Origin of the sequence: Acidovorax sp. LjRoot117 (assembly GCF_964252695.1) — a bacterium.
In the GTDB taxonomy this organism is placed as follows: domain Bacteria; phylum Pseudomonadota; class Gammaproteobacteria; order Burkholderiales; family Burkholderiaceae_C; genus Acidovorax.
In genome coordinates, this window is record NZ_CAXUPO020000014.1 from 60,125 (window position 1) to 81,290 (window position 21,166).

Genomic DNA, 21,166 nt, shown 5'->3' on the forward strand with positions numbered 1-21,166 from the left:
CGAACCGGGCGCTGCTCTGGGAACGGACCTGTGCAACTGGCGCAGCCCCCCAGCGAGCGACGCCAAGCCAGGGCTGGCCCGCAGCGAGGGCGTCGTCCCCCGTCCCACAGCGCGCAGCGGTGCGAGAGAAGGGGGAAGGCGCGCAGCGCCTCAGGGTGTTGTTCTCTATTCAACCTTCCAGGGACTTCCACATCTGCACATCCCGCTCGGCCGTCCAGATGCGCGGGTCCGGGTACTGCGTGGCTTCGTCGTACGCGCGGGTCACGTCGAACGGCATGCAGTGGTTGAAGATCACCCAGTGGCCGTACTTTGGTTGCAGTTTCGCGAACGTGGCCTCGTACACCTTGCGCAGGTCTTCGCCCTGGGCGGCGCTGGCTTTCACGCTCTCGTACAGGTCGCTGATGAAGGCGCGCGTGCCGGCCAGCCCGGCCTGCACCTGCTCGGGCGTCTGCAGCGCGGCGCCGCGGCCCGGCACGAGCTTTTCGGGCTTCAGGGCCGCGATGTTGTCGAGCGTCTGCGGCCAGTCCTGGAAGTACGCGTCGCCCGCATACGGGGTGGCGTCGAACTCCACCAGGTCGCCGCTGAAGAGGATCTTTTCCTGCGGCAGCCAGGCCACGGTGTCGCCCTTGGTGTGGCCGCGGCCCAGCTGCAAGATCTGCACCTCCAGCGTGCCCAGCCACAGCGTCATCTTCTTGTTGAAGGTCATCGTGGGCCAGGTCAGGCCGTCCGGCACGCTCTCCACGTTCTGGAACAGGCGCGGGAAGCGGCCGATCTCGCTGTCCTTGTCGAACTGGCCGCGCTCGACGATCAAATCGCGCGTGTCCTCGCTGGCAATGATGTGCTCCGCCCCATAGGCACTCGCGCCCAGCACGCGCACCGCGTGGTAGTGGGACAGCAGCACGTACTTGATGGGTTTGTCGGTCACCTCGCGGATGCGGCGGATCACGTCCTGCGCCATCACGGGCGTGGCCTGGGTGTCGATCACCATCACGGCGTCGTCGCCAATGATGATGCCGGTGTTGGGGTCGCCCTCGGCCGTATAGGCGTACGCATGGTCGGAAAGCTTGTCGAAGCTCACCTTCTTGACGTCCAGGTCGGCGGCGGAGGCAAAGGTCTTGGTGGTCATGGTGTGAAATTCGTTATGGGTGAATGCGTTTATCTAAACGGAATGTTTTGATGTTAGGCAATAAATTCGCCAATGTCTAACGCATTTGCTTGGGTGAAAACCCTGAGATCCAGACACCAGCGCTTGCCGTGGACAATCGCAGCCATGCCTTCCGCCCCCATCGACCCGCCCCGCCCCGACGACGAAGACGACACCAGCCCGCGCACGCCGCGTGGCATACAGAGCGTGGAAGTGGGTGGGCAACTGCTCAAGGTGCTGGCCCGCACCGGCCGCCGCATGGCGCTCAAGGACCTGGCCCGCGCCGCCGAGATGACGCCCGCCAAGGCGCACCCGTACCTGGTGAGCTTCGGCAAGCTGGGCCTCATCGAGCAGGACGCCGTGAGCGGCCACTACGGCCTGGGCCCGCTGGCCATGCAGCTGGGCCTGATCAGCCTGCAGCAGGTAGACCCGGTGCGCCTGGCGATCGCCGAGCTGCCCGCGCTGGCCCAGCGCATCGGCTACACCGTGTCGGCCTCGGTCTGGGGCGACAACGGCCCCACCATCATCCGCGTGGAAGAAGGCCCCACCGCGGTGTACGTGGCCATGCGCCACGGCACCACCGCGTCGGTGCGCCACACGGCCACGGGCAAGGTGTTCGCGGCTTTCGGCCCGCGCGAGCGTGCCGCTGCTGCGTTGGCGGCCGAGGGGTTTGCAGGGGCGCTGGACGAACCGGCGTTTGCCGCCGAGCTGGAGTTGGTGCGCACGCACCAGGTGGCGCAGGTGACCGATCAGTTGCTGCCCGGCATCAGCGCGCTGGCAACGCCGGTGTTCGACGGGTTCGGCCAGTTGGTGCTGTGCCTGGCGGTGATCGGACCCAGTGCCACGCTGCAGACGGGGCCAAGCAGCGCGGCGGCGCAGCATTTGCGCGAGGCGGCGCGGAGTTTGTCGCAGAGGCTGGGGGCTGCTGTAACTGGCTAAAAAATATTATTCTCTTTGAATTTAAATTGCCACATCAACCGAGCGGAGGACTGGCGTAAGAAGGCAGTCATTGGCGGATGGCCGTAACTGTGTAAATGTTGGCGGAATGGGCAGTGCATTCTGTTTGACCTGTGCCTAAACTCTGGCCCTCAAATCTCGAGGGTAAGCATGGTGCCACCAAAGAAGAATCCCAGTAAGGTTTCAAAAACAATCAAAGTCAATTTATCGCTCCAGACCGTTGAGGCGATGGAGGGCTTGAAAAGGGTCTTTGTTTTTGACTGCGTGACTGGAGACGAAAGTCATCCGACCGACCGTGGGACTTTTAAAATATACGAGAAAAGCAAAATTTATAGAAGCCGCACTTACAACGTGCAAATGAACTACGCCATGTTCTTTACCAGTGATAAGAAAGCATTTCATCAATACCACGGTGCAGTGCCGCTATCCGTGGTTCGCGCAGCAAGGGGCAAGTTGGGTGAATGGTTTGGCTCGCATGGGTGCGTAAGATTGTCAGAAAACGATGCCAGGTCTCTGTTTGACTGGGCTCCAAAAGGCACCATGGTGCATGTTTTCTAATGAAAAAAGCCTTTGTCTATTCAGCTTTGCTTTTTTTTGGCTTTGCCTTTGGGGCGGGTTCCATGGTCTTCTATTCTGCAATGTGGCCGGGCGGATATCCCGGGGTTGGCGACATGGAAGTTTTGAATTTCGAAAGATCTCCCGGGCTGGTGTACTACTTCAAAAGTGATCGCATTTCACTGGTGGCGCACCGAGCCAACAACGATGATCCCTTTTATCTGCATGTAGTTGCCAATGGTAAGTCCAAACATTGCCTCGGCAGCCCGGATCTGGGCGGCTTCATTGAGCAAATGTCCTCCCTCAAGCCCAAAAAATTGGTCGAGGCCAAGGACATGACGACCCTATTCCCTATATTCCTGGGTCGAATAGAAATGCTGGACGGCACAGTCAATATCAGCAACGAGCCCGTCTTGTTCTTTTCGTCAAAAGATGGCGAGCGGATCGCCGCTCAGTACATGGACGTGAGAGGCGAAGTGGAAACGTCCAAAGACCTGTTCAAAGCACTGGAGGCGGGGTGCTCGAAGCTGGCCATGCATTGATGAATCCAGCTTGGACTCTGAAGCCTGTCGATCCGGGCGGCGCCTAAGACTTGTACTTGATGCTGCACCCATACGGCTGCGTCGTCGCCGCTGAAATGGGTTTGCCCGCCAGCGCCTCCGACAGCCCCACCTTCACATAGTTGGTGGCCTTCTCGATGTCGGCCGGGCGGGCCGAGGGGATGCTGTCAATGCCGCCCGCGTACACCAGCACGCCCTGCGGGTTGACGATGTACATGTGCGGTGTGGTGCGTGCGCCGTAGCTCTTGCCCACGGTGCCTTCCTCGTCCATGAGCACCGCGGTGGGCTGGGCCTTGCGTTCGGTGAGCCAGGCCGTGAGCCGGGCCGGCTCCAGGTAGTCGCTGCTGGCCTTCTCGGTGGAGTTGACCGCCAGCCACACCACGTTCTTACCCGTGGCGTCCTTTTGCGTGGCGGGCATGTTGCCGCTGTCGTAGTGCTTGCGCACGAAGGGGCAGCCCGGGTTGGTCCACTCCAGCACCACATGCTTGCCCTTGAAGTCCGACAGCTTCACGGTCTTGCCGGTGGCGTCCTTGAGCGTGAAGTCGGGGGCGGGCTGGCCCACGGTGGTGGCGGCCTGCGCGGCGCCGGTGGCGAACAGCGCGGCGGCAGAGGCAATCAGCGTACGGCGAAGCAACTTCATGGCGGAATCTCCTTCGGTAGATGGCTAAGGTGAACAACGACAACACGACGAACGACGCGCCGCACGGAACCCAGCGCAGCCTCGTGGCCGCGCTCTTCATTGCCTTTACAGCTGAGCGATGGTGGCGCGCACCTCCTGCACGCTCAGCACTTCGGTCAGCACCACGGGCGGCTTGCCGGCCCGGTAGAACACGTACACCGGCACGCCGTTGCGCCCCAGCTGGGCCAGCGCGGCGGTGATGGCCGGGTCGCGGCGCGTCCAGTCGGCGCGCAGCAGGGCCACGTCCTTGGCGGCCAGGTCGGCCAGCAAGTTGCTATCGGCCAGCGTCGTCTTCTTGTTGTACTGGCAGGTCACGCACCAGGCCGCGGTGAAGTCCACGAACACGGGGCGGCCGCTGGCCACGATCTGCTCGGCCGCGCCCGGCGCCCAGGCCTGCCACTGGGGCCCGCCAGCGCTGGTGGACTGCGAAGTGGGAGCGGCCGACACGTTGGTGATGTGCGGCCCGAACGACCAGGCCAGCAGCGCGAACGCGGCGACCGACACCGTGGCCATCCAGCGGCGTGCGCGGCCCGCCAGCGACAGCGACCAGGCCACCAGGCCCACGCCCACCAGCAGGATCAGCAGCGCGCCCGCGCCGTCGATGCCGCTTTGCTGCCCCAGCACCCACACCAACCACACCACGGTGGCAAACATGGGGAAGGCCATGAACTTGCGGAAGGTGTCCATCCATGCGCCGGGGCGGGGCAGGGCGCGCGCCACGGCGGGGATGAAGCTCGCGGCCAGATACGGCAGCGCCAGGCCCAGGCCCAGCACCGCGAACACCGCGAGCGCCTGGGGCACCGGCAGCGTGGCCGTGAGACCCATCGACGCACCCATGAACGGCGCGGTGCAGGGCGATGCCACGGCCACGGCCAGCACGCCCGTCAGAAAGCTGTCGGCCACCGGGTGGCGCGCCTGCAGGCTGGCCACGGACGACGGCAGAAAGTGGCCGAACTCGAACACTCCTGCCAGGTTCAGCCCGATCACCGTGAACAGCGCGGCCAGTCCCGCCACCACGGCCGGCGACTGCAGCTGAAAGCCCCAGCCCACGGCCTCGCCGGCAGCGCGCAGGCCCAGCATGAGCGCGCCCAGCAGCAGGAACGACAGCACCACGCCGGCCGTGTAGGCCAGACCGCTCAGGCGGTGCGCGCGGCGGTCCTGCGCGTGCTGGGTAAAGCCCACGACCTTGATCGCCAGCACCGGAAACACGCAGGGCATGAGGTTCAGGATGAGCCCGCCCAGCAAGGCCCCCAGCAGCGCGGCCGACAGGGTGAGGGTGGAGGCGCCGGAGCCCGCCAGCGGCGCTCCTCCCGCGCCGCCTGCGGCCTGGGCTGCCTGCGCCGCATTGGCCTTGAGCGCGGCGTCCAGCGCGGGTGAGACGCTGGCCACCGCCGCGCCCTGCGGCCAGGTGCCCAGCACCTTGAGTTCTGCGCGGTAGCCGGTGCGGGTGTCGGGGCCCGTGCCGTGGGCGGCTGCGCCTTGCTCCGCAGCCCGTTCGGCCAGCACGACGGGCATCAGGCTGGGGCTGCTGCTGCGCTGGGCGGCCAGCGGAATTTTTGCCGTCCACACGCTGCCGTTCCAGGCCTGCGGCCACTGCGCTGCGTTCTCGATGACTTCGCTGGTTTCCGGGAACAAATCCAGGGTCTTGCCGCGCAGCGCCACCGGCAGGCCGTGCACGCTGACCTGCAGCGCGTTGCCGTCGGCGATCTGCGCCTGGCTGTCCGGCACGATGCCGTTGGTGCCCGCCAGCACCGGCTGGGGCTGCGCCTTGGCCGCCGCCTCGAACGCGGCGCCGTTGAGCGCCGTGGTGCTGCGCAGGGGCAATTGCAGGGTGAACTCGCCCTCTTCGGGAATGCACTCCTTGCGGCACACCAGCCAGGAGGCGCGCAGCTGGATGATGGCGTCCTTGGCGAGCGGGCCGGCGGCAAAGGTGCTGGCCACCGTGACGGGCACGGGCAGCAGCACCGTGCCTTCATAACCGTAGTTGGCCAGCGTGCCGATGGGGATCTTCCTGGGCAGCGGCCAGGCGATCTCGCCCGCGTCCAGCCCGGCGGGCAGCGTCCAGGCCAGGTCGGTGGGCAGGCCGGAATCGCCCGGGTTCTTCCAGTAGGTGTGCCACTCGGGCTGGTGGGTGATCTGCAGCCCCAGCCACAGCGGCTGCCCCGGCGCCACGCCCTGGGGCGCATGGGCCATCAGCTCGGCCCGGACGTACGGCGTGGTGACCACGCTGGTCCCCTGGCCTGTCGTTTTGGGGCTGAATTGGGCGTTGGCGCTTGTCCAGAAAGCGCTGGCAGCTATCAAAAGCAGAGTAACTGCAAGGCGGTTGAGCAGGCGTGAAGGCATGGTTGCAGTGTGGGAGCGGGCGCGGCGCCGTTGGTTCCGGCCCGCTCCGTCGATTCCGGTGGTCCGCCATTGTGCGCGGGGCAGCCCGGCCGTTGAAAATCGGCGCGCCACGGCCCCGATGTGCTGGGGGGATGTAATCCCCGGTCATCCCCCTTCCAACCGGCGCTGGGCCACCGCCAGTGCACCCGTGGATCTGGCTGCGCCGGTCCACCGGGTGCGTCCCCTTGGGGGGAAGCCGCGCAGCGGTTCAGCGGACTACCGAGCCTCGAGGCTCAGATCCGCCCGCGGCGTCCACTTGTCGGGCTGGTTGCCCGACTTGGGCGCCGCCACGAAGAGCCGCTCGGCCGGCAGCTTCTGCGCCACCAGATAGCTGCGGATCGCCTGGCCGCGGTCGTGGGCCAGGTCGGCCGCCATGGCCTCGGTGGCGCTCTGGTTGGCCAGCAGCAGGGCTTCCATCTCGGGCACGGTGAGCTCCTTGGCCAGGCCGACCAGGTTGCGCGGCTTGGCCATGTCGGCGCGGCGGTACACCTCCTTGAGCAGGGCGGGGTATTCGGCGGCCGACACCGGGCTGCTGTCGGCAGGGTTGGCGCGGCGCTTTTCGGCCAGCACCTGTTGCTGCAGGCGCTCGCGCTGCAGGCCTTCGCGCTCGTCCTTCAGGCTGGCCATGCCGGTCACGGTGATCTTGAGCGCTGGCCGGTCGACCAGGGCCTTCACCACCTTGTCCAGGTTCTGCTTCGCATCCGCCGAGAGCGCAGCGCTGCCGGGCGCAAAAGCCACGTGGCTCATCTCGCTGCCGCCGCCGAAGGCATTGGCCAGCAGGCTGAAGGGCGCGGTCAGCGCCTTGCCGATGAGGTTGACGATGACCCGGCCGATGACCGGCCCCAGGCGGAACTGCGGGTCGTTCAGCGAGCCGCTGATGGGCAGGTCCAGGTCGATCACGCCGTCGCGGTCGGCCAGCAGCGCCACGGCCAGCTTCACCGGCAGGCTGTTGGGGGCGCCCTGCACCGGCTCGCCAAAGGTCAGCTGGTTGAGCACCAGCCGGTTGCTGGCCGTGAGCTGGCCGCTGGGCAGCACCTTGTAGTTCACGTCCATGCTGAGCTTGCCGCGCTCGATGCCGTGGCCGGCGTACTTCACGGCGTAGGGCGTGAGCGGCGGCAGCTCCAGGTCGCGCACCTTGCCCACGATGTCGAGCGCCAGCGGCTTGGCCAGCGGGTTGAGCTTGCCGGTGATCTCCAGCGACGCCGAGCCTTCCGCCCGGCCGCGCAGTTCGAGGTCCGCCAGCACGGGCTCGCCGCCGGGCGTCTCGGACGAGAAGGCGCTCAGCTTGCCGGTCAGCTCCGACAGGTCGGCGGAGTAGTTGGGCTTGATGAAAAAGTCCGAGAACAGCACCTTGCCGTTGACCAGGCTCACCGGCCCGAACTGCACCACAGGTGCCAGCGGGTCGGCCTTGGCGACGGCAGCGCTGGCGGGTGTGCTGGCGGCGGCTGCCGACGCGGCGGCAGGCCCGCTGGCCGAGGCTGCGGCGGTGGCCGCATTCGCTGCACTGGCCGCGTTGGCTGCCTGCGCCTCGGCGGGCGTCTTGGCGATGTCGGTCAGGTTGATGCGGCCCGCCTCGTTCACCGTGATGCGCGCGAAGAAGTCCACCAGGCTGGTTTCCTTGACCTCCACGCGCGGCGCGGTGCCTGGCGCGGTGGCCACGGACAGGCCGCGCAGGTTCAGGCTCTTCCAGGCCAGCAGCTCCTCGCCCACCTGGGCTTCGGTCTTGGGCGTGGAGGCGGCGGTGCTGTTGGCCGTGAGCTCATCGATGGCGGCATCGCCCGCCAGGCGCAGGCTGGGGCCCTTGTCGCCCAGTGCCAGTGCAACCTGGCCCTTGAAGCCCACATCGGCCCGCAGCAGCTCCACCGACAGCTGGCTGGCCAGGTAGCCATCCAGCGCATGCAGCGGCACCCGCGCCAGGTCGAGCTTGCCCTGTGCTGCCAGCGGCTGCAGGGCCAGCGTGCCCTGGTAGTCGATCTTGCCGGCCTCGGGTTTGCCGTTGCCTTTGCGGGGTGCGGCAGCGCGTGCGGACAGTTGGAACGCCTCGGGCTTGCTGCCGTCGCTGGCCAGGTTCTTGGCGGTGATGTTCAGTGCCGACAGGTCCAGCGCCACAGGGCGGGCCTGGGCGTTGTCGGCGAACGTGACGGTGCCGCCTTCCACCGCGAGGTCGGCCACGCGCAGCTTCCAGGGCGCAGGGGTGGAGGTGCTGGCGCTGGTGGCGTTCGTGGTGGCGGTACTCGTGCTGGTGCTGCCACTGCTACTGCCACTGCTGTCGACGGCCGGTGTCGGCGCGGGGCTGGCGGCCTTCGTCCAGCGCTCGAACATCCACCGCCCGTCCGTGCCGCGCTCCACCGCCGCCAGGGGTTGGGACAGGGTCAGCCTGGCCAGCGTGGCCGTGCGCGCATCCAGCGGCACCTGCACGCCTTCGACCGCCAGCTTGGTCAGGCCCGCCACCGTGGTGCGGCCCTGCTTCACGGCCAGTTGCTCCAGCGCCAGCGGGCCGGCGGTCAGCGTCACGCCCGTGGCACCGGCCTGCGCCGCCTTGGCGCCGGGCGCCTCCCACGCCACGCCCAGGTCGCCGGTGATCAGGCCTGCCACGGTGGGCTCCAGCACCTGCGCCAGGTAAGGCGCGGCCAGTTGCAGCGACAGCGCCTGCGCCGACGCGTTCACCTGCGCCTTCTGGTCGGTGGCCTCGCCGGTGAACTGCAAGCCGCCGTCCTGCAGCTTGAGCCCGCCCTTGAAGCTGAAGGGCTTGACGAGCGGGAGCGACAGGTCCGCCATGTCGAGCGTGAAGTCCGTGGCCTGCAGCGTGGCGGCGGGCCGGGTGCCTTGGTCCGACCACCGCACGGTGCCGCCGCGCACCGCGGCGCGGTCCACGCGCACGGCCCAGGCGGGTCGTGCGGCGGCTGGCTTGCTGACAGCCTTGCTGGCACCAGCGCGAGGCGCAGAGGCCGCCTGGCTTGCACTGGGGGATGGCGCAGAAGCTGCGGCGCTGGCGGTGGTCTCGGATGCCGACGCCGTCGATGCCGACGGCTCTGCTGCCGATGTGGGGCCGGTGGTCGTCGATGCTGTCTGCGCGCTGGTGGCTGCCGGGCTCGGCGCCAGCTGCGCCCAATTGATCCGGCCCGACGCATCGCGCGCCGCCGTCACCACGGGTGCGGTCAGCTCCACCTGGCTCAGGTGCACCACCTGCTCCAGCGGGCGCACATCGGCCATGTCCACCTTCAGTCGCTCGTACGACAGCAGGTCGCCGCCCTGGCGGTCGGTCAGCCGCACATCGCGCGCCTGCACGGTGCCGGTCAGCTTCACGGACATGCGCGGCGCCTGCTCGAAGGCCACCTTCACGTCCACATCCAGCGTGGCGTCCTGCACCTTGACCGGCAGGCTGGCGGGCAGGTAGCCCAGGTAGGGGGGCAACCGCAGGCCGTCCAGGCGAATGCTCGCATCACCCCGGCCCGTCTGCGCAAACGGCGTGCCCGCTGCCGACGAGTCGAAGCGGCTGCCGTTGAGTGCAAAGGAGAGGTGGGGCTCGACCTTGACCTCGTGCTGCGTGGACAGAGTGCTGATGAACGGCACCTTCAGCGCCAGGTCCCGCACCTCGTGCGTCTTGCCCACGCTCTGGTCGTTGAAGTCGATGCTGCCGCCCGTCAACGCCAGGTTGTAGAGCGCCAGCCGCGCCGGGCCGCTGTCGGGCTCGCTTGTGGGCGCTGTGACCTTGGCGATGATGTCGTCCACGTCGTACCGGCCGTCGCTCAGGTGCGTGACACGCAGCACCGGGTTCTCGACGGTGAAGGCGTCCACCACCGGCGCGAAGCGCAGCAGCGACTGCAGCTCGCCATCCACATACACGCGGCCGATGGTGAGCTGCGGCGGCGCGCCAGCAGCGCCCGCCACGGCGATATCGCGCAGCGCGAGTTCCAGCGTCCAGGGTTTGAAATCGATGGCGCCCACGGTGACCGCACGGCCCAGTTGCGCGGTGGCCGCACGCTCCAGCGGGCCCTTGAGCAGCGGCGGCACGGCCAGCCAGGCCACCGCCCACACGCCGATCAACCCCGCCAGCGTGCAGGCCGCAGGGCGGAACCAGCGGTGCTGGCGGATGGAAGCGAGAGAGGCGGGGCGCAGGGCAGGCGGCATGGCGGCAGATTCAGGGGGCGCCGCGGCCCAGGCAGAGGCCTGGAAGGCAAGACAGACAACAGGCAATACAGCCGCGCGCGTGGGTCGCTATTGTCCCTGTTGTGCAAAAGCCTGGGTAAGCCATTGCAACGAAGGCGCGGGCCCGGTTCACGATTGTTGACGTTGGGCCTTCTCGCGCTTCGAAGCCCTCTGCACCGCGCAGCGGGGGCAACGGGTGCTGTGCTTCTGGAGCAGCCTCACCGGGCGTGCTTCTGGCGTGGCCTCACTGGGCGAAGCCCAGCACCACCCTGCGGGTGGTGGCGCTCTTCTTCTCGATCTTGGTGACCACGATGGCGCCGATCTCTGCCGTGTTGGCCACGTGCGTGCCGCCGCAGGGCTGCAGGTCGATCAGCGGTGTGCCGCCGTCACCGCCGTCACCCCCGATGCGGATGGTGCGGATGCGCCCCGTGCCGCGCGGGGGCTGCACGCTCATGCTCTTGACCAGCGTGGGGTTGGCGTCCAGCTCCTCGTCGCTGATCGAGGCCACGGTCAGCGGGTGCGCGGCAGCCACGAGCGTCGCGATGGCGGCGGTCAGTTGGTCCTTGTCCAGCGGGTCGGTCATCGCAAAGTCCAGCCGCGCATAGTCAGGCGTGATCGAGCAGCCGTTGACCAACTGCGGCACCACATGGCACAGCAGGTGCGACGTGGTGTGCAGCCGCATCATGCGGTGCCGGCGCTCCCAGTCGATGCGGGCGGTGACCGCAGTGCCAGCCGCCAGCTTCGCCAGGCGGTCTTCCTGCCCGGGGGCTGGAACATGCACGATGTCGCTGGTGGGCTTGCCCTCGGCGTCCTTGCCCTTGCGGGTGTCGGCAATCGCGATCTCGGTGCCATCCGCCAGCACCAGCACGCCGCTGTCCCCGGCCTGGCCGCCGCCCAGGGGGTAGAACACGGTCTGGTCCAGCACGATGCCAGCATCGGTGATGGCGGTGATGTGGGCGCTGCATTCGCGCAGGTAGGCGTCTTGTCGGAAGAGGTCGTGGGTCATGCGTGCAATGGTAGCGCCGGGGCCCCGCCACGGCCCCCGCGCGGCTACCATGGCGGGCATGACTGCCGCTGCCGCTCCCCTATCCGCCATGCCGCCACTGCCCTCGCGTTTCTGGGCCGACCTTTCGACACGCGACTTCGCGCAGCTGAAAGCCTCCGGCCAGGCCGCGCACACCGTGGCCGTGCTGCCCGTGGCCGCCATCGAGCAGCACGGGCCGCACCTGCCGCTGTCGGTGGATGCCACCCTGCTGCAGGGCGTGATCGACGCCGCGCTGCCGCAGCTGCCCGCCGACCTGCCGGTGCTGTTTTTGCCGCCGCAGAACGTGGGCCTGAGTCCGGAGCACATCCGCTTTCCCGGGACTCTCACGCTGTCACCCGCTACCGTGATCGCGCTGTGGACGGAGATCGGCGAATGCGTGGCGCGCGCCGGCATCCGGAAGCTGCTGCTCTTCAACGGCCACGGCGGCCAGGTCAGCGTGATGGACATCGTGGCGCGCGAGCTGCGCACCCGCTGCGACCTCATCGTCTACAGCGCCAGCTGGTTCAGCCTGCCGCTGCCCGATGCTGTGGCCGGGCAGTTCAGCGCGCAGGAGCACCGCTTCGGCATCCATGCGGGCGAGATCGAGACGTCGATGATGCTGCACCTGGCGCCCGACACGGTGCACATGGAGCACGCGCGGGACTTCCGCTCCACCTCGCAGGACCGGTCGGAACAGTACGCCATTCTGGGCAACGGCAAGAGCGCCAAGCTGGGCTGGCAGATGCAGGACTACCACCCCGCCGGCGCGGTGGGCAATGCTGCGGCCGCCTCTGCGGACAAGGGACAGGCCGTGGTGGCGGCTGCGGCGCAGCAGCTCGTGGCGCTGCTGCAGGAGCTGGCACAGCTGCCCCTGCAGACGGTGCGCCCGGACACGGAGTGATGCGCCCTCGCGGCCAACGATCAGAGCCCTCAGCCCGAGCCCACATCCTTTCATGACCACCATCCGGCCCGCGAGCTTCCCTGAAGACCTCGCCGCAGTCACCGCCATCTTTCGCGAGTACGTTATGAGCCCGAAGGTCGACCTGGGGTTTCAGGACTACGAACAGGAATTTGCACAGTTGCCCGGCAAGTACGCGCGGCCCGACGGGTGCATCCTGCTGGCTACCATCGAAGGCCAGGTCGTTGGGTGCGCAGCGCTTCGCAGGGTGGACGAGGTCACGTGTGAACTCAAGCGTGTATACATACGACCCGTGGCGCGTGGCCAGGACCTGGGCCGCAGGATGGTGCAGCACATGCTGCACCAGGCCACGTCAGTCGGCTATCGGCGCATGTGCCTGGACGTGCTGCCTGAGTTCGTGGCAGCGCAGAGGCTGTATCAATCCTTGGGTTTTATGCCAGCAGAACCCGTGAGTTTCAACCCTGTGCCGGGAACGAGGTTTCTGGCGCTGGAGTTGGCATCGCCCACAACGTAGAGCCGCTTGTGCCGGCCCCCCGCGGGGCGGCTGCGGGCGAACCTGTCTACTTCTAGACCAACTCCCGCAGCACCATCGTCACCACCCGCTCCTGTCCGCTGGCACCGCGCAGGCGCAGCACGACGGACGTGCCCGGCTCGCCCGCCAGCTGGGTGCGCAGCCAGATCGCATTGGTGGCTGCGAGTTCACGCCCCTGCACGGCCAGCAGTGATTCGCCCCGGCGCACGCCCGCTTGCTCGGCCGGGCTGCCGCCCACCACGTCCAGCACATCGAACCGCTCGCCCGTCCACCGTGCCACCAGGCCGCTGCGGGGTCCGGCAAAGGGTTCGGCCAGTGCGGCCTGCGGCTCCAGATACAGCGCACCGCCCGCCGCATCGATGGTGACGGCGAAGCGCCGCCACAGCTCTCCACCCAGGTTGCCCATCCAGGCATCGCTGCCGAACAGCCCGCCCGTGGCCAAAGACAGGTGCACCGGCACGCGCGACAGTTGCCAGGGCCCGATGTCGAACGTGGAAGGCGCGCCACATCCGCGCAGGTGGTGCCGCCCACGCTCACGCCGGTGAGCATGCGCACCGAGGGCTGCAGCGCGGCGCGCAGGCACAGCCGCTCCACCACCGGGCGGAACAGCGTCACGGCCCCGGCATCGCCTGTGTCGACCGAGAACCAGCCTGCATGCCCGGCTGCGGTGGCCTGCACCAGCATCTTGCCGCCCGGCAGCACCCGCAGCGGGAGCCCCGCGGCCGCGGGCGATGGGGCAAGACGGCCGGGTGCTGCCAGCGTGACCTGCGCTCCGCCGTAGTCCAGGCGTACCGCGAAAGCGCGCCAGAACGTGGCGCCCAGGATGCCGTCGTAGTCGAATTCGACCGGCATGGGCACCACGAACGCGATCTCGCGCTTGAGGTGCAGCGCGTCTCCCACGGCAAGGTCATCCACCACAGTCCAGGGAACGGGCTCGTCGGAGGCTTCGGCGCCCGAGCTGGGCACCCGCTCGGTGGACAGGGGCAAGCCCAGCAGCTGTGCGGTGCGGGGCGTGAGCACGTTGTGGTCCGCGCCCGTGTCGAGCAAGAACCGCAGGGGCTGCCCGTTGACGCGCACGGCCAGCGACACATGGGTTTGTCGGCGCTCCAGGGGCACGGTGAAGGGGCCGGGCGGCGGCACCACCTCCGCCTCTGCGCCCAGGCCCAGCGATCCGCCGCAGCCGTTCAAGCCCGCCAGCGGAAAAGAAGACACCGCCAGGGCACGGCCCAGGACTTCGCGACGGCGCATGGCAACTCCCGTTGTTTGAGAGTTGCTATTAAACAGTAAAAAATTATTGTTTTACAGAAATTTATTGCAAGTCAGCGCAATGCTCAGGCGTGCGTGATCCAGTCCAGGTGCGGGCCTTCATTCAAATGCGGCAGGGTGTTGAACGTCTGCATCATCAGCCGCTTGGGCGCGATCGAGAACTCCGTCACTGCGCTGTTGCGGATGCGCATGTTGAGCGCAATGGTCACTTCCGGCGCCGTGCCCAGCACCTCGCCCACCGCAGCAGAAATGGGCCCGCCGCTGCTCACGATCAGCACGTTCTGGCCCGTATGGTGGTGGCGCACATGGTCCAGCGTGGCGCGGATGCCCGCCGAGAACTCGTTCCAGCTGGGCATGCCCTGCGGGCTGATGACACCGGCCATCCACTGCGCCAGCGCGTCGCACAGGATGCGAAAGTGCTGTCGGTACTTCTCGGGCGTATCGGCGGGGCCCAGGGGCTGGGGGTGGATGGCGGCGATGAGCGCATGGCTGTCGTACTCATTGAGGGCCGGCAGCTGCAGCGCCTCGGGTGCGGTCTGCAGGCCTTCGGCAATGCCCTCCAGCGTCTGCGTGTGGCGGCGCAGCGTGCCGGTGATGACGGCGTCGAACACCAGGCCGCGCGCACGCCAGTACTCGCCCAGGCGCACCGCCTGCTCGCGCCCGCGCGGGCTCAACTGGTCGTAGTCATCGGCGCCAAACGAGGCCTGGCCATGGCGCACGAGGTAGAGGGTTCCCATGCGGCGGATTGTGGCCAGGATGACAGCAGTGGTTTGTTACCTAAGCGACAAGGCTGTCGGTGCGATGGCTGTTTGGCGTCTTGCGCATATTCGGTGGGCTACCGGCATCTCAACACCAGCCATCCCGTTGCTGGTTATCGAGAAAAGCGTCTTGCACAGGATGCTGGAAAAGCATTGATGGCATCCGATGGCGGGACGCCGAAGTCCTCCAATGGCAATCGCTTGAATGCCGGCCAGTCGGACGCCGCAATGTTGAGTTCGCCGCTGCCACAGAAAGCCCGCAGTCGGGGTGGGCTCAGGTCGCAGCGGATGTCTGAGAAGATGCATCGTTGGCCTGCTGACACGCCAAGCGCGGGCACAGCGTGCTCCGCGACGATCACGAAGCTCAGGTCCTGGTTGGCTTGCAGGGGCGTGGGCTGTGTCTGTTTCCACAGGAAGATGGCGGCGCTTGGAATGACAAGCACGCACGCCATCCACACCATTGCGGAAGTCTGCAGGCGGCGAGGGCCGTCGCCGCGGGTCATCAGTCCGCAACCGGTCAGGATGAAGGCCACAAAGAGACATCCAATGAAAGCCAGCAATTGCATCGTATTGCAGCCGCCGTCGCAGTCGCCGGAGCGAAAAGCACTCAGGATGAAGTAGCCGCTGACCAGGCTGGCAATGGCCGCGGCAATGAGGAGCCGGGCGAGGCTGCGAACGGAGACGCGCATCAGGCAAAAGGCCAAAAAACGACTGACCTGGAATTCTCCAGGTCTGAGTAGACAGAAGGTATGCGGGCAATGCCGATGGTGAAACGGGTGAAGGTTTGCCAGGATGGCGTCAATCGGTCCATGTTCCACAGGTCGATATGGTCGCCGGTAGGTTGTCTCTCACCTGCGCGAAGCCAATAGTCCTGAAAGAAGACGATGCCTTTCCTGGCTGCAAGGTTCTTTTGAAACCCTTTTCCCGAGAACTGCAGAGGCTCCGGGCAGCCTGGGAAAGGCCTTGTTTTCAGCCAGTTTGCCAACTCCTGAGCCCTCAAGACCATCCCGTTGGCTCTGGGCCCGAATTGGCAGCGTGGGCCTTTGAAGGTCGCAAAATTGACACCTGATCTTTCAAGGGCCATGCCAACGCGAATAGCGCATTGGTTATCGTAGGCCTTGGTTCGGGTCGTGGGGTTGACGCAGGGATCCTTGCTGGGATAGTGGCTCCAAAGCGCATCGAATGAGACGGGGGTGAGGGGGTTGGCTCTGGATGTCTTGGGGTCTGACATAGCTGGGAAGTGCTCAGTGAAAGGTCGCGGTGCTGTGTCCAGGAATTGCAGCACCGACCCACTGAAATGAGCTCCCCAATTGCAGGCATTCAGCGCTTTTTAATGGCGAAGAACTTCCCCGAACATGGGCGCATCCACATTGCCCCCCGTCAACGCCAGCCCCACGACCTTCCCCGTCAATGCACCGCGCTCCTGCAGCGCCGCCGCCAGGGCTGCAGCACCAGCGCCTTCCGCCACGTTATGGGTGTCGGTAAAGATCGCGCGCATGGCTGCGGCCACCTCGGCGTCGCTCACCTGCACGATGTGGTCGATGTGCGGCGCGATGATGGACAAGGCCTCGGCGTCGGCCACGCGGCAGGCCATGCCGTCGGCCAGGTGCGTGGTCACGGGCGCCTCGACCACGCGGCCGGCGGCCAGCGAGTCGGCGTAGGTGGTGGCGTGGCTGCTGACCACGCCCACCACGCGCACGCCGTGGCCCAGCGCCAGCTTGGCGGCAATGGCCGAGCAGGCACCCGAGCCCTGGCCGATGGGCACGTAGGCCACGTCCATCTGCGGCACGGCGCGCAGGAATTCCCACCAGTAGGTGCTCACGCCGCGCAGCAGGTCGGGGTGGAAGCTGGGCACCATGTGTGCGCCGCGCTCGGCGGCCAGCTGGATCGCGAATTCGCGCGCTTCCTGAAAATCCGCGCCGTGCTCGATGAGCGTGACGCCCAGGGCGCGCATGGCGGCGTTCTTCTCGACCGAGTTGCCCTGTGGCACGACGATGGTGCAGGCCACGCCATGGCTGCGCGCGGCCCAGCCCATGCTCTGGCCGTGGTTGCCGCGCGTGGCGCTGATCACTTCGCGGGGCATGGCACCACGCTGTGCGAGCTGGTCGAAGTAGGTGAGGCCGCCGCGGATCTTGAAGGCGCCGACGGGTGTGTGGTTCTCGTGCTTGAGCCAGCAGTCGGTGCCCAGGCGTTCACTCAACAGGCCCCAGCGGTACTGCGGCGTGGGCGGGAAGTCGCGGTACACCACCTGTGCGGCGGCTTCGATGTCGGCCAGGGTGGGCAGCAGCGCGGTGGCGGGGTCGAGGCGGGCGTTCATGCGGCGGCTTTCTTTTCGGTGAGGAGTCGGAGTGCGAGCAGGCCGAGCACCGTGCCCATGAAGTAGCGCTGTGCCCGCATCCACGCGGCGTTGCGATTGAGGAACACGGCCACGCGCGCGGCGCACAGGATGAGCAGTGCGTTGACGACCGCGCTGGTGGCGATCTGCACGCTGCCGAGCGTCAGGCTCTGCAGCAGCAGCTGCCCGCGCTCGGGGTGCAAAAACTGCGGGAAGAACGACAGGTAGAACATGGCGACCTTGGGGTTCAAGAGGTTGGTCATGAAGCCCATGAGGAACAGCGTGCGGGGGCCGTCGTGCGGCAGGTTGCGGGCCTCGAAGGGCGCGGCGCCGCCGGGCTTGACGGCCTGCCAGGCCATCCACAGCAGGTAGGCGGCGCCGGCGTAGCGGATGGCGTCGAAGGCCAGCGGCACGGCGGCCAGCAGCGCGGTCAGGCCCAGTGCTGCCGCCAGCAGGTGCACCAGAAAACCCAGCACCACACCGCCCAGCGAGACCAGCCCTGCACGCGGCCCCTGCGTGAGGCTGCGCGAGACGCAATAGACCATGTTGGGCCCGGGCGTGAGCACCAGCACCAGCGCGGCCAGTGCAAAGATCAGCAGTTCCTGTGCAGAAAAGAGCATCGTGGTTACTCCGGTGTGAATGACGATACGGCGACCGGTCCGCGTGGCGTGGCCAGTTGCGCCGTGAGGCGGGGGGCGCCACCTGCGGCGATCGCTACCTGCGCTGCCACGCCGATCGCGTCGCACGCCGCCTGCAGCGTGGCCGCCTGCGGGTGCTGCAGCGCCAGCGATTGCAACTGCACGCCGCTGGCGGGCAGGCTCTCGCACGGGTGCACGGGGCCCCACTGGATGAGCGTGGGCAGGCAGCCGTCCATCAGGCGCAGGCCGTCTTCGCGCACGGTGATCTGCCACTGCAGCAGGCCGTGTGCGGTGGGGCGGCTGGCGGCGATGATCTCGCCGCGGTCCAGGTCCTGCGCGGCCAGGGCGGCGCACCGGTCCTCGACGTCAGGCATCGCGGCCACCCAGTGGATGAGTTGCGGCCCGTGTTCGGCCACCTGCTGCTGCAGCGTGGCATCGTCCATGTCGAACCACCGCCTGGCGCTTTCCGGTCTTGCGCTGGCAGCTCCTGGATTGATAGCAATCACCTCCAGGTAGGCGCGCGGGTGCGCCGGGCTGGAGACATTGAGGATGCGGTTGTGCGTGCCCATCAGCGGGTGCTCGCCACCCGCCGTGGGGGTGATGCCCAGCGTGCGTTCGCACCAGGCCACGCCCGACGCCAGGTCCGCGGCCAGCACGACCAGGTGGTCCACGCACGCGGCCGGGGTGGTGCCCGGTGCCGTGCCTGCGGGGGCGGTCACAGCAGCACCTCGCCCGACACGCAGGTGACCGAGCTGCCGCCGACCCAGATGGTGTCGCCGTCCTGCTCCACGAACACGCGCCCCGCGCGGGCCAGGCACGTGCCCTGGCTGGCCACGTACTGCGCGGGGGCCAGGCCCGCGCCGATGAGCCACTGGGCCAGCGCGGCGTTGAGGCTGCCGGTCACCGGGTCTTCGGCCAGGCCGTTGTTGCCGGGGAAGAACGCGCGCACTTCGAAGGCGATGCCCTCGGCGTCGGTGCTGCCGATCACACCCACCTTGCCGCGCGGGCCGACCACGCCCACATCGAGCTTGCCCAGGATGCTCGCATCCGGCTTGAGCGCCAGCACCTGCTCGCTGCTGCGCAGCATCACGCCGCGCCAGTTGGGGCCGTTGTCGCACCAGGCGTGGTGCAGGATGTCGCTTCGCGCCACGCCCAGGCCTCGGGCGATCAGGGCCACGTCGTCTTCCGCCAGCGGGCCGCTCTTGATGAGCGCAGGCGCTGCGAACGCCAGGCGCTCGCCGTCCTGCCGCAGCGTGACCAGGCCCACGCCGCATTCCTGCACCACGGTGCCCGCCACCTGCGGCTGGCCGCCGGCCTGCAGCCAGGCGTGGCAACTGCCCAGCGTGGGGTGGCCGGCAAACGGCAGCTCGCGCCCCGGGCAGAAGATGCGCACGCGGTAGTCCGCACCGGCCGCCCGGCCTTCGGGCGTGGGCGGCAGCAAAAAGGTGGCTTCCGACAGGTTGGTCCAGTTGGTGAACTCCTGCATGGCCTCGGTGGTCAGGCCGGTGCCATCGAGCACCACGGCCAGGGGGTTGCCGCGGTAGGGCTGGTCGGTGAAGACGTCGACTTGCTTGAAAGGGCGCTGGTGCATGGTGCTCAAAGTCCTGGTGTCGATGGGTGATGAAAAAAATGGAAGAGGGGCAGAGGACGGAAACGCCGGGGGCGCGACCGGCACTCTCGCGGCGTTGCTGCTGTGGGTTCGGTCGGCCCTTGGGGCCGGGTGGATCAACCGCTGGGGAGCGGGGCGATGGACAGTGAATTCACAGCAGCACGGTCCCTTCGATGCAGGTGACGGCCTGGCCGCCGACCCAGATCTGCCCGGCATCGTCCTGTCGAATGTTCACGCGCCCGGCGCGCCCCAGGCATTCGCCCTGGGCCACGAGGTAGCTTCGCGGTGCCAGGCCGTCCGCGATCAGCCACTCCGCCAGGCTGGCGTTCAGCGTGCCGGTGACCGGGTCCTCCGGGTTGCCCATGGGCGCGGCAAAGGCGCGCACCACGGCGCCGGGCTGGCGCGTGTCGCTGGCCTGCGGGCCGACGTGGATCACGCCCACGTCCTGGCCCAGGTCCTTGAGGCGCGCATGGTCGGGTGTGAGGCCGAGCACCGTCTGGGCGCTGTCGAGCAGCAGGCCCAGCCACACCGGGCCGTTGTCCAGCATCTGCGCGCCGCGGATCTGCTGCGGGCGCACGCCCAGGGCGCTGGCAACCAGCGGCACCAGTGCCGGGCTGGGCGCGCTGCGCGTCAAGGGCGGCGCGGCAAAGGCCAGCGTGCTGCCGCTGTGCTCCACGCGCACCAGGCCCAGTGCCGATTCCTGCATCACCATGCCTGCCACGCGCGGTGCGTGGCCGGCCTGCAGCCAGGCGTGGCAGGTGCCCAGCGTGGGGTGGCCGGCAAACGGCAGTTCGCCATTGGGGCTGAAGATGCGCACCCGGTAGTCCGCGCCCGCCGCACGCCCCGCCTCGGTGGGGGGCAGCAGGAAGGTCGTCTCCGACAGGTTGGTCCAGGCGGCGAAGCGGCGCATGTCGCTGTCGCTCAGGTCCAGCGCATCCAGCACCACCGCGACGGGGTTGCCATAGCCGGGCTGGTCGCTGAACACGTCGATCTGCTTGAAAGGACGCTGGTGCATGGGGTGTGCGCTCAGGACAGGGGTTGGTCGAGAACGCCGAGGGCGCCGGTGCGGCTGCTCACAGCCTGGTACCAGCGCTCCAGGTGCGGCCGCGCAGGACGCTCCTGCGGCAGGCCCCACCAGCGATGGATCTCGCAGCCCACGGGGATGTCGGCCATGGTGAAGCGATCGCCGGCCATGAAGGGCTGGCGCGCCAGGTGGGCGTCCAGCATCGCCATGAGCGGCTCGGTCACGGCCACCGATGCGGCAATGAGCGCGTCATTGCGCTGCGCGGCGGGTGTGCGCACCCACTGCAGGAAGGCATCGCGCCCGGCGGGGTTCAGCGTGGTCTGCTGCCAGTCCATCCACTGCTCGGCCACGAAGCGCGCGGGCAGGTCTTCGGGGTACAGGTTGCCCAGCGAATGCCGGGCGCACAGGTAGCGCACGATGGTGTTGGACTCCCACAGCACCGCGCCCGTGTCCTCGTCCTCGACCAGCGGCACCAGGCCGTTCGGGTTCAAGGCCAGATAGCGGGGCTCGCGCACGATGCCGAACTGTCCGCCCGCATCGGTGCGCTGCACCGACGGCAGGGCCAGCTCCTGCACGGCCCACACCACCTTGCGCACGTTGATGGACGACATGCGTCCCCAGAGCCGCAGCATGTG

20 protein-coding genes and 1 pseudogene are annotated in these 21,166 nt (G+C 67.9%); 5 read left to right on the forward strand and 16 right to left on the reverse strand.

The features are described 5' to 3' along the window. Positions 1–169: 169 nt before the first annotated feature. On the reverse strand, positions 170–1,126 hold the full coding sequence (locus ACSQ3D_RS24385; protein ID WP_436128579.1) for an MBL fold metallo-hydrolase: 957 nt from the start codon (positions 1,124–1,126) through the stop codon (positions 170–172). A 144-nt stretch (positions 1,127–1,270) separates the two neighbouring features. Between ACSQ3D_RS24385 and ACSQ3D_RS24390 the strand changes: the two genes are divergently transcribed. From ACSQ3D_RS24390 to ACSQ3D_RS24400, 3 genes are all read left to right on the forward strand, one after another. Beyond that, positions 1,271–2,083, forward strand: coding sequence for an IclR family transcriptional regulator (locus ACSQ3D_RS24390; protein ID WP_436128580.1), 813 nt, complete (start codon positions 1,271–1,273; stop codon positions 2,081–2,083). A 168-nt stretch (positions 2,084–2,251) separates the two neighbouring features. Beyond that, a complete protein-coding gene (locus tag ACSQ3D_RS24395) occupies positions 2,252–2,659 on the forward strand; it encodes a L,D-transpeptidase (RefSeq protein ID WP_396504977.1) in 408 nt (135 codons plus the stop codon). After that, positions 2,659–3,198, forward strand: coding sequence for a hypothetical protein (locus tag ACSQ3D_RS24400; protein WP_082486041.1), 540 nt, complete (start codon positions 2,659–2,661; stop codon positions 3,196–3,198). Before ACSQ3D_RS24395 ends, ACSQ3D_RS24400 begins: the two co-directional genes overlap by 1 nt. Before the next feature lie 43 nt (positions 3,199–3,241). On the opposite strand, the gene ACSQ3D_RS24405 is transcribed toward ACSQ3D_RS24400, so the two are convergent. The 4 genes from ACSQ3D_RS24405 to ACSQ3D_RS24420 all read right to left on the reverse strand — a co-directional run bounded on the left by ACSQ3D_RS24405 (position 3,242) and on the right by ACSQ3D_RS24420 (position 11,432). After that, positions 3,242–3,856: a thioredoxin family protein gene (locus tag ACSQ3D_RS24405; RefSeq protein WP_056420160.1), complete on the reverse strand. Its 615-nt coding sequence runs from the start codon at positions 3,854–3,856 to the stop codon at positions 3,242–3,244. Between the two features lie 105 nt (positions 3,857–3,961). After that, a complete protein-coding gene (locus ACSQ3D_RS24410) occupies positions 3,962–6,238 on the reverse strand; it encodes a protein-disulfide reductase DsbD family protein (protein ID WP_436128581.1) in 2,277 nt (758 codons plus the stop codon). A gap of 255 nt (positions 6,239–6,493) precedes the next feature. After that, the gene (locus tag ACSQ3D_RS24415) at positions 6,494–10,408 is read right to left on the reverse strand and encodes a DUF748 domain-containing protein (protein ID WP_436128582.1); all 3,915 of its coding nucleotides are present in this window, start codon (positions 10,406–10,408) and stop codon (positions 6,494–6,496) included. Between the two features lie 262 nt (positions 10,409–10,670). Then, positions 10,671–11,432 (reverse strand): alanyl-tRNA editing protein, encoded by a 762-nt coding sequence (locus ACSQ3D_RS24420; protein ID WP_396504981.1) that lies wholly within the window; start codon positions 11,430–11,432, stop codon positions 10,671–10,673. A 58-nt stretch (positions 11,433–11,490) separates the two neighbouring features. Here ACSQ3D_RS24420 and ACSQ3D_RS24425 point away from each other — a divergent pair, with 58 nt between their 5' ends. Together ACSQ3D_RS24425 and ACSQ3D_RS24430 are read left to right on the forward strand one after the other, a co-directional pair. Continuing rightward, the gene (locus ACSQ3D_RS24425; protein WP_436128583.1) at positions 11,491–12,351 is read left to right on the forward strand and encodes a creatininase family protein; all 861 of its coding nucleotides are present in this window, start codon (positions 11,491–11,493) and stop codon (positions 12,349–12,351) included. A gap of 52 nt (positions 12,352–12,403) precedes the next feature. Further along, positions 12,404–12,883, forward strand: a complete 480-nt coding sequence (locus ACSQ3D_RS24430) for a GNAT family N-acetyltransferase (protein ID WP_436128584.1) — start codon at positions 12,404–12,406, stop codon at positions 12,881–12,883. A gap of 52 nt (positions 12,884–12,935) precedes the next feature. Here the strand turns inward: ACSQ3D_RS24430 and ACSQ3D_RS24435 are convergent, their stop codons facing one another. From ACSQ3D_RS24435 to ACSQ3D_RS24485, 11 genes and pseudogenes are all read right to left on the reverse strand, one after another. Continuing rightward, complete coding sequence (locus tag ACSQ3D_RS24435) at positions 12,936–13,484, reverse strand: hypothetical protein (protein ID WP_436128613.1); 549 nt, start codon at positions 13,482–13,484, stop codon at positions 12,936–12,938. 236 nt (positions 13,485–13,720) lie between these two features. Next, positions 13,721–14,149, reverse strand: a pseudogene (locus ACSQ3D_RS24440) (retropepsin-like aspartic protease); the annotation flags it as partial. 83 nt (positions 14,150–14,232) lie between these two features. Then, a complete protein-coding gene (locus ACSQ3D_RS24445; RefSeq protein WP_436128585.1) occupies positions 14,233–14,904 on the reverse strand; it encodes a histidine phosphatase family protein in 672 nt (223 codons plus the stop codon). Positions 14,905–15,038: 134 nt separating this feature from the next. Further along, the gene (locus tag ACSQ3D_RS24450) at positions 15,039–15,614 is read right to left on the reverse strand and encodes a hypothetical protein (RefSeq protein WP_436128586.1); all 576 of its coding nucleotides are present in this window, start codon (positions 15,612–15,614) and stop codon (positions 15,039–15,041) included. Beyond that, positions 15,614–16,156, reverse strand: coding sequence for a type VI secretion system amidase effector protein Tae4 (locus ACSQ3D_RS24455; RefSeq protein ID WP_436128587.1), 543 nt, complete (start codon positions 16,154–16,156; stop codon positions 15,614–15,616). Before ACSQ3D_RS24455 ends, ACSQ3D_RS24450 begins: the two co-directional genes overlap by 1 nt. Positions 16,157–16,255: 99 nt before the next feature. Further along, the gene (locus ACSQ3D_RS24460) at positions 16,256–17,242 is read right to left on the reverse strand and encodes a threonine dehydratase (RefSeq protein ID WP_056420133.1); all 987 of its coding nucleotides are present in this window, start codon (positions 17,240–17,242) and stop codon (positions 16,256–16,258) included. Next, positions 17,239–17,880 (reverse strand): LysE family translocator, encoded by a 642-nt coding sequence (locus tag ACSQ3D_RS24465; protein ID WP_436128588.1) that lies wholly within the window; start codon positions 17,878–17,880, stop codon positions 17,239–17,241. The genes ACSQ3D_RS24460 and ACSQ3D_RS24465 overlap by 4 nt, the downstream gene beginning before the upstream one ends. 5 nt (positions 17,881–17,885) lie before the next feature. Next, positions 17,886–18,617, reverse strand: coding sequence for a VOC family protein (locus tag ACSQ3D_RS24470; protein WP_436128589.1), 732 nt, complete (start codon positions 18,615–18,617; stop codon positions 17,886–17,888). Continuing rightward, positions 18,614–19,489 carry a PhzF family phenazine biosynthesis protein gene (locus ACSQ3D_RS24475; protein ID WP_436128590.1) on the reverse strand — a complete coding sequence of 292 codons (876 nt, stop codon included), beginning with the start codon at positions 19,487–19,489 and terminating at the stop codon, positions 18,614–18,616. The genes ACSQ3D_RS24470 and ACSQ3D_RS24475 overlap by 4 nt, the downstream gene beginning before the upstream one ends. Positions 19,490–19,658: 169 nt before the next feature. Then, positions 19,659–20,522, reverse strand: a complete 864-nt coding sequence (locus ACSQ3D_RS24480) for a PhzF family phenazine biosynthesis protein (RefSeq protein WP_056420128.1) — start codon at positions 20,520–20,522, stop codon at positions 19,659–19,661. An 11-nt stretch (positions 20,523–20,533) separates the two neighbouring features. Then, positions 20,534–21,163, reverse strand: a complete 630-nt coding sequence (locus ACSQ3D_RS24485) for a glutathione S-transferase (RefSeq protein WP_436128591.1) — start codon at positions 21,161–21,163, stop codon at positions 20,534–20,536. Positions 21,164–21,166: the final 3 nt, after the last annotated feature.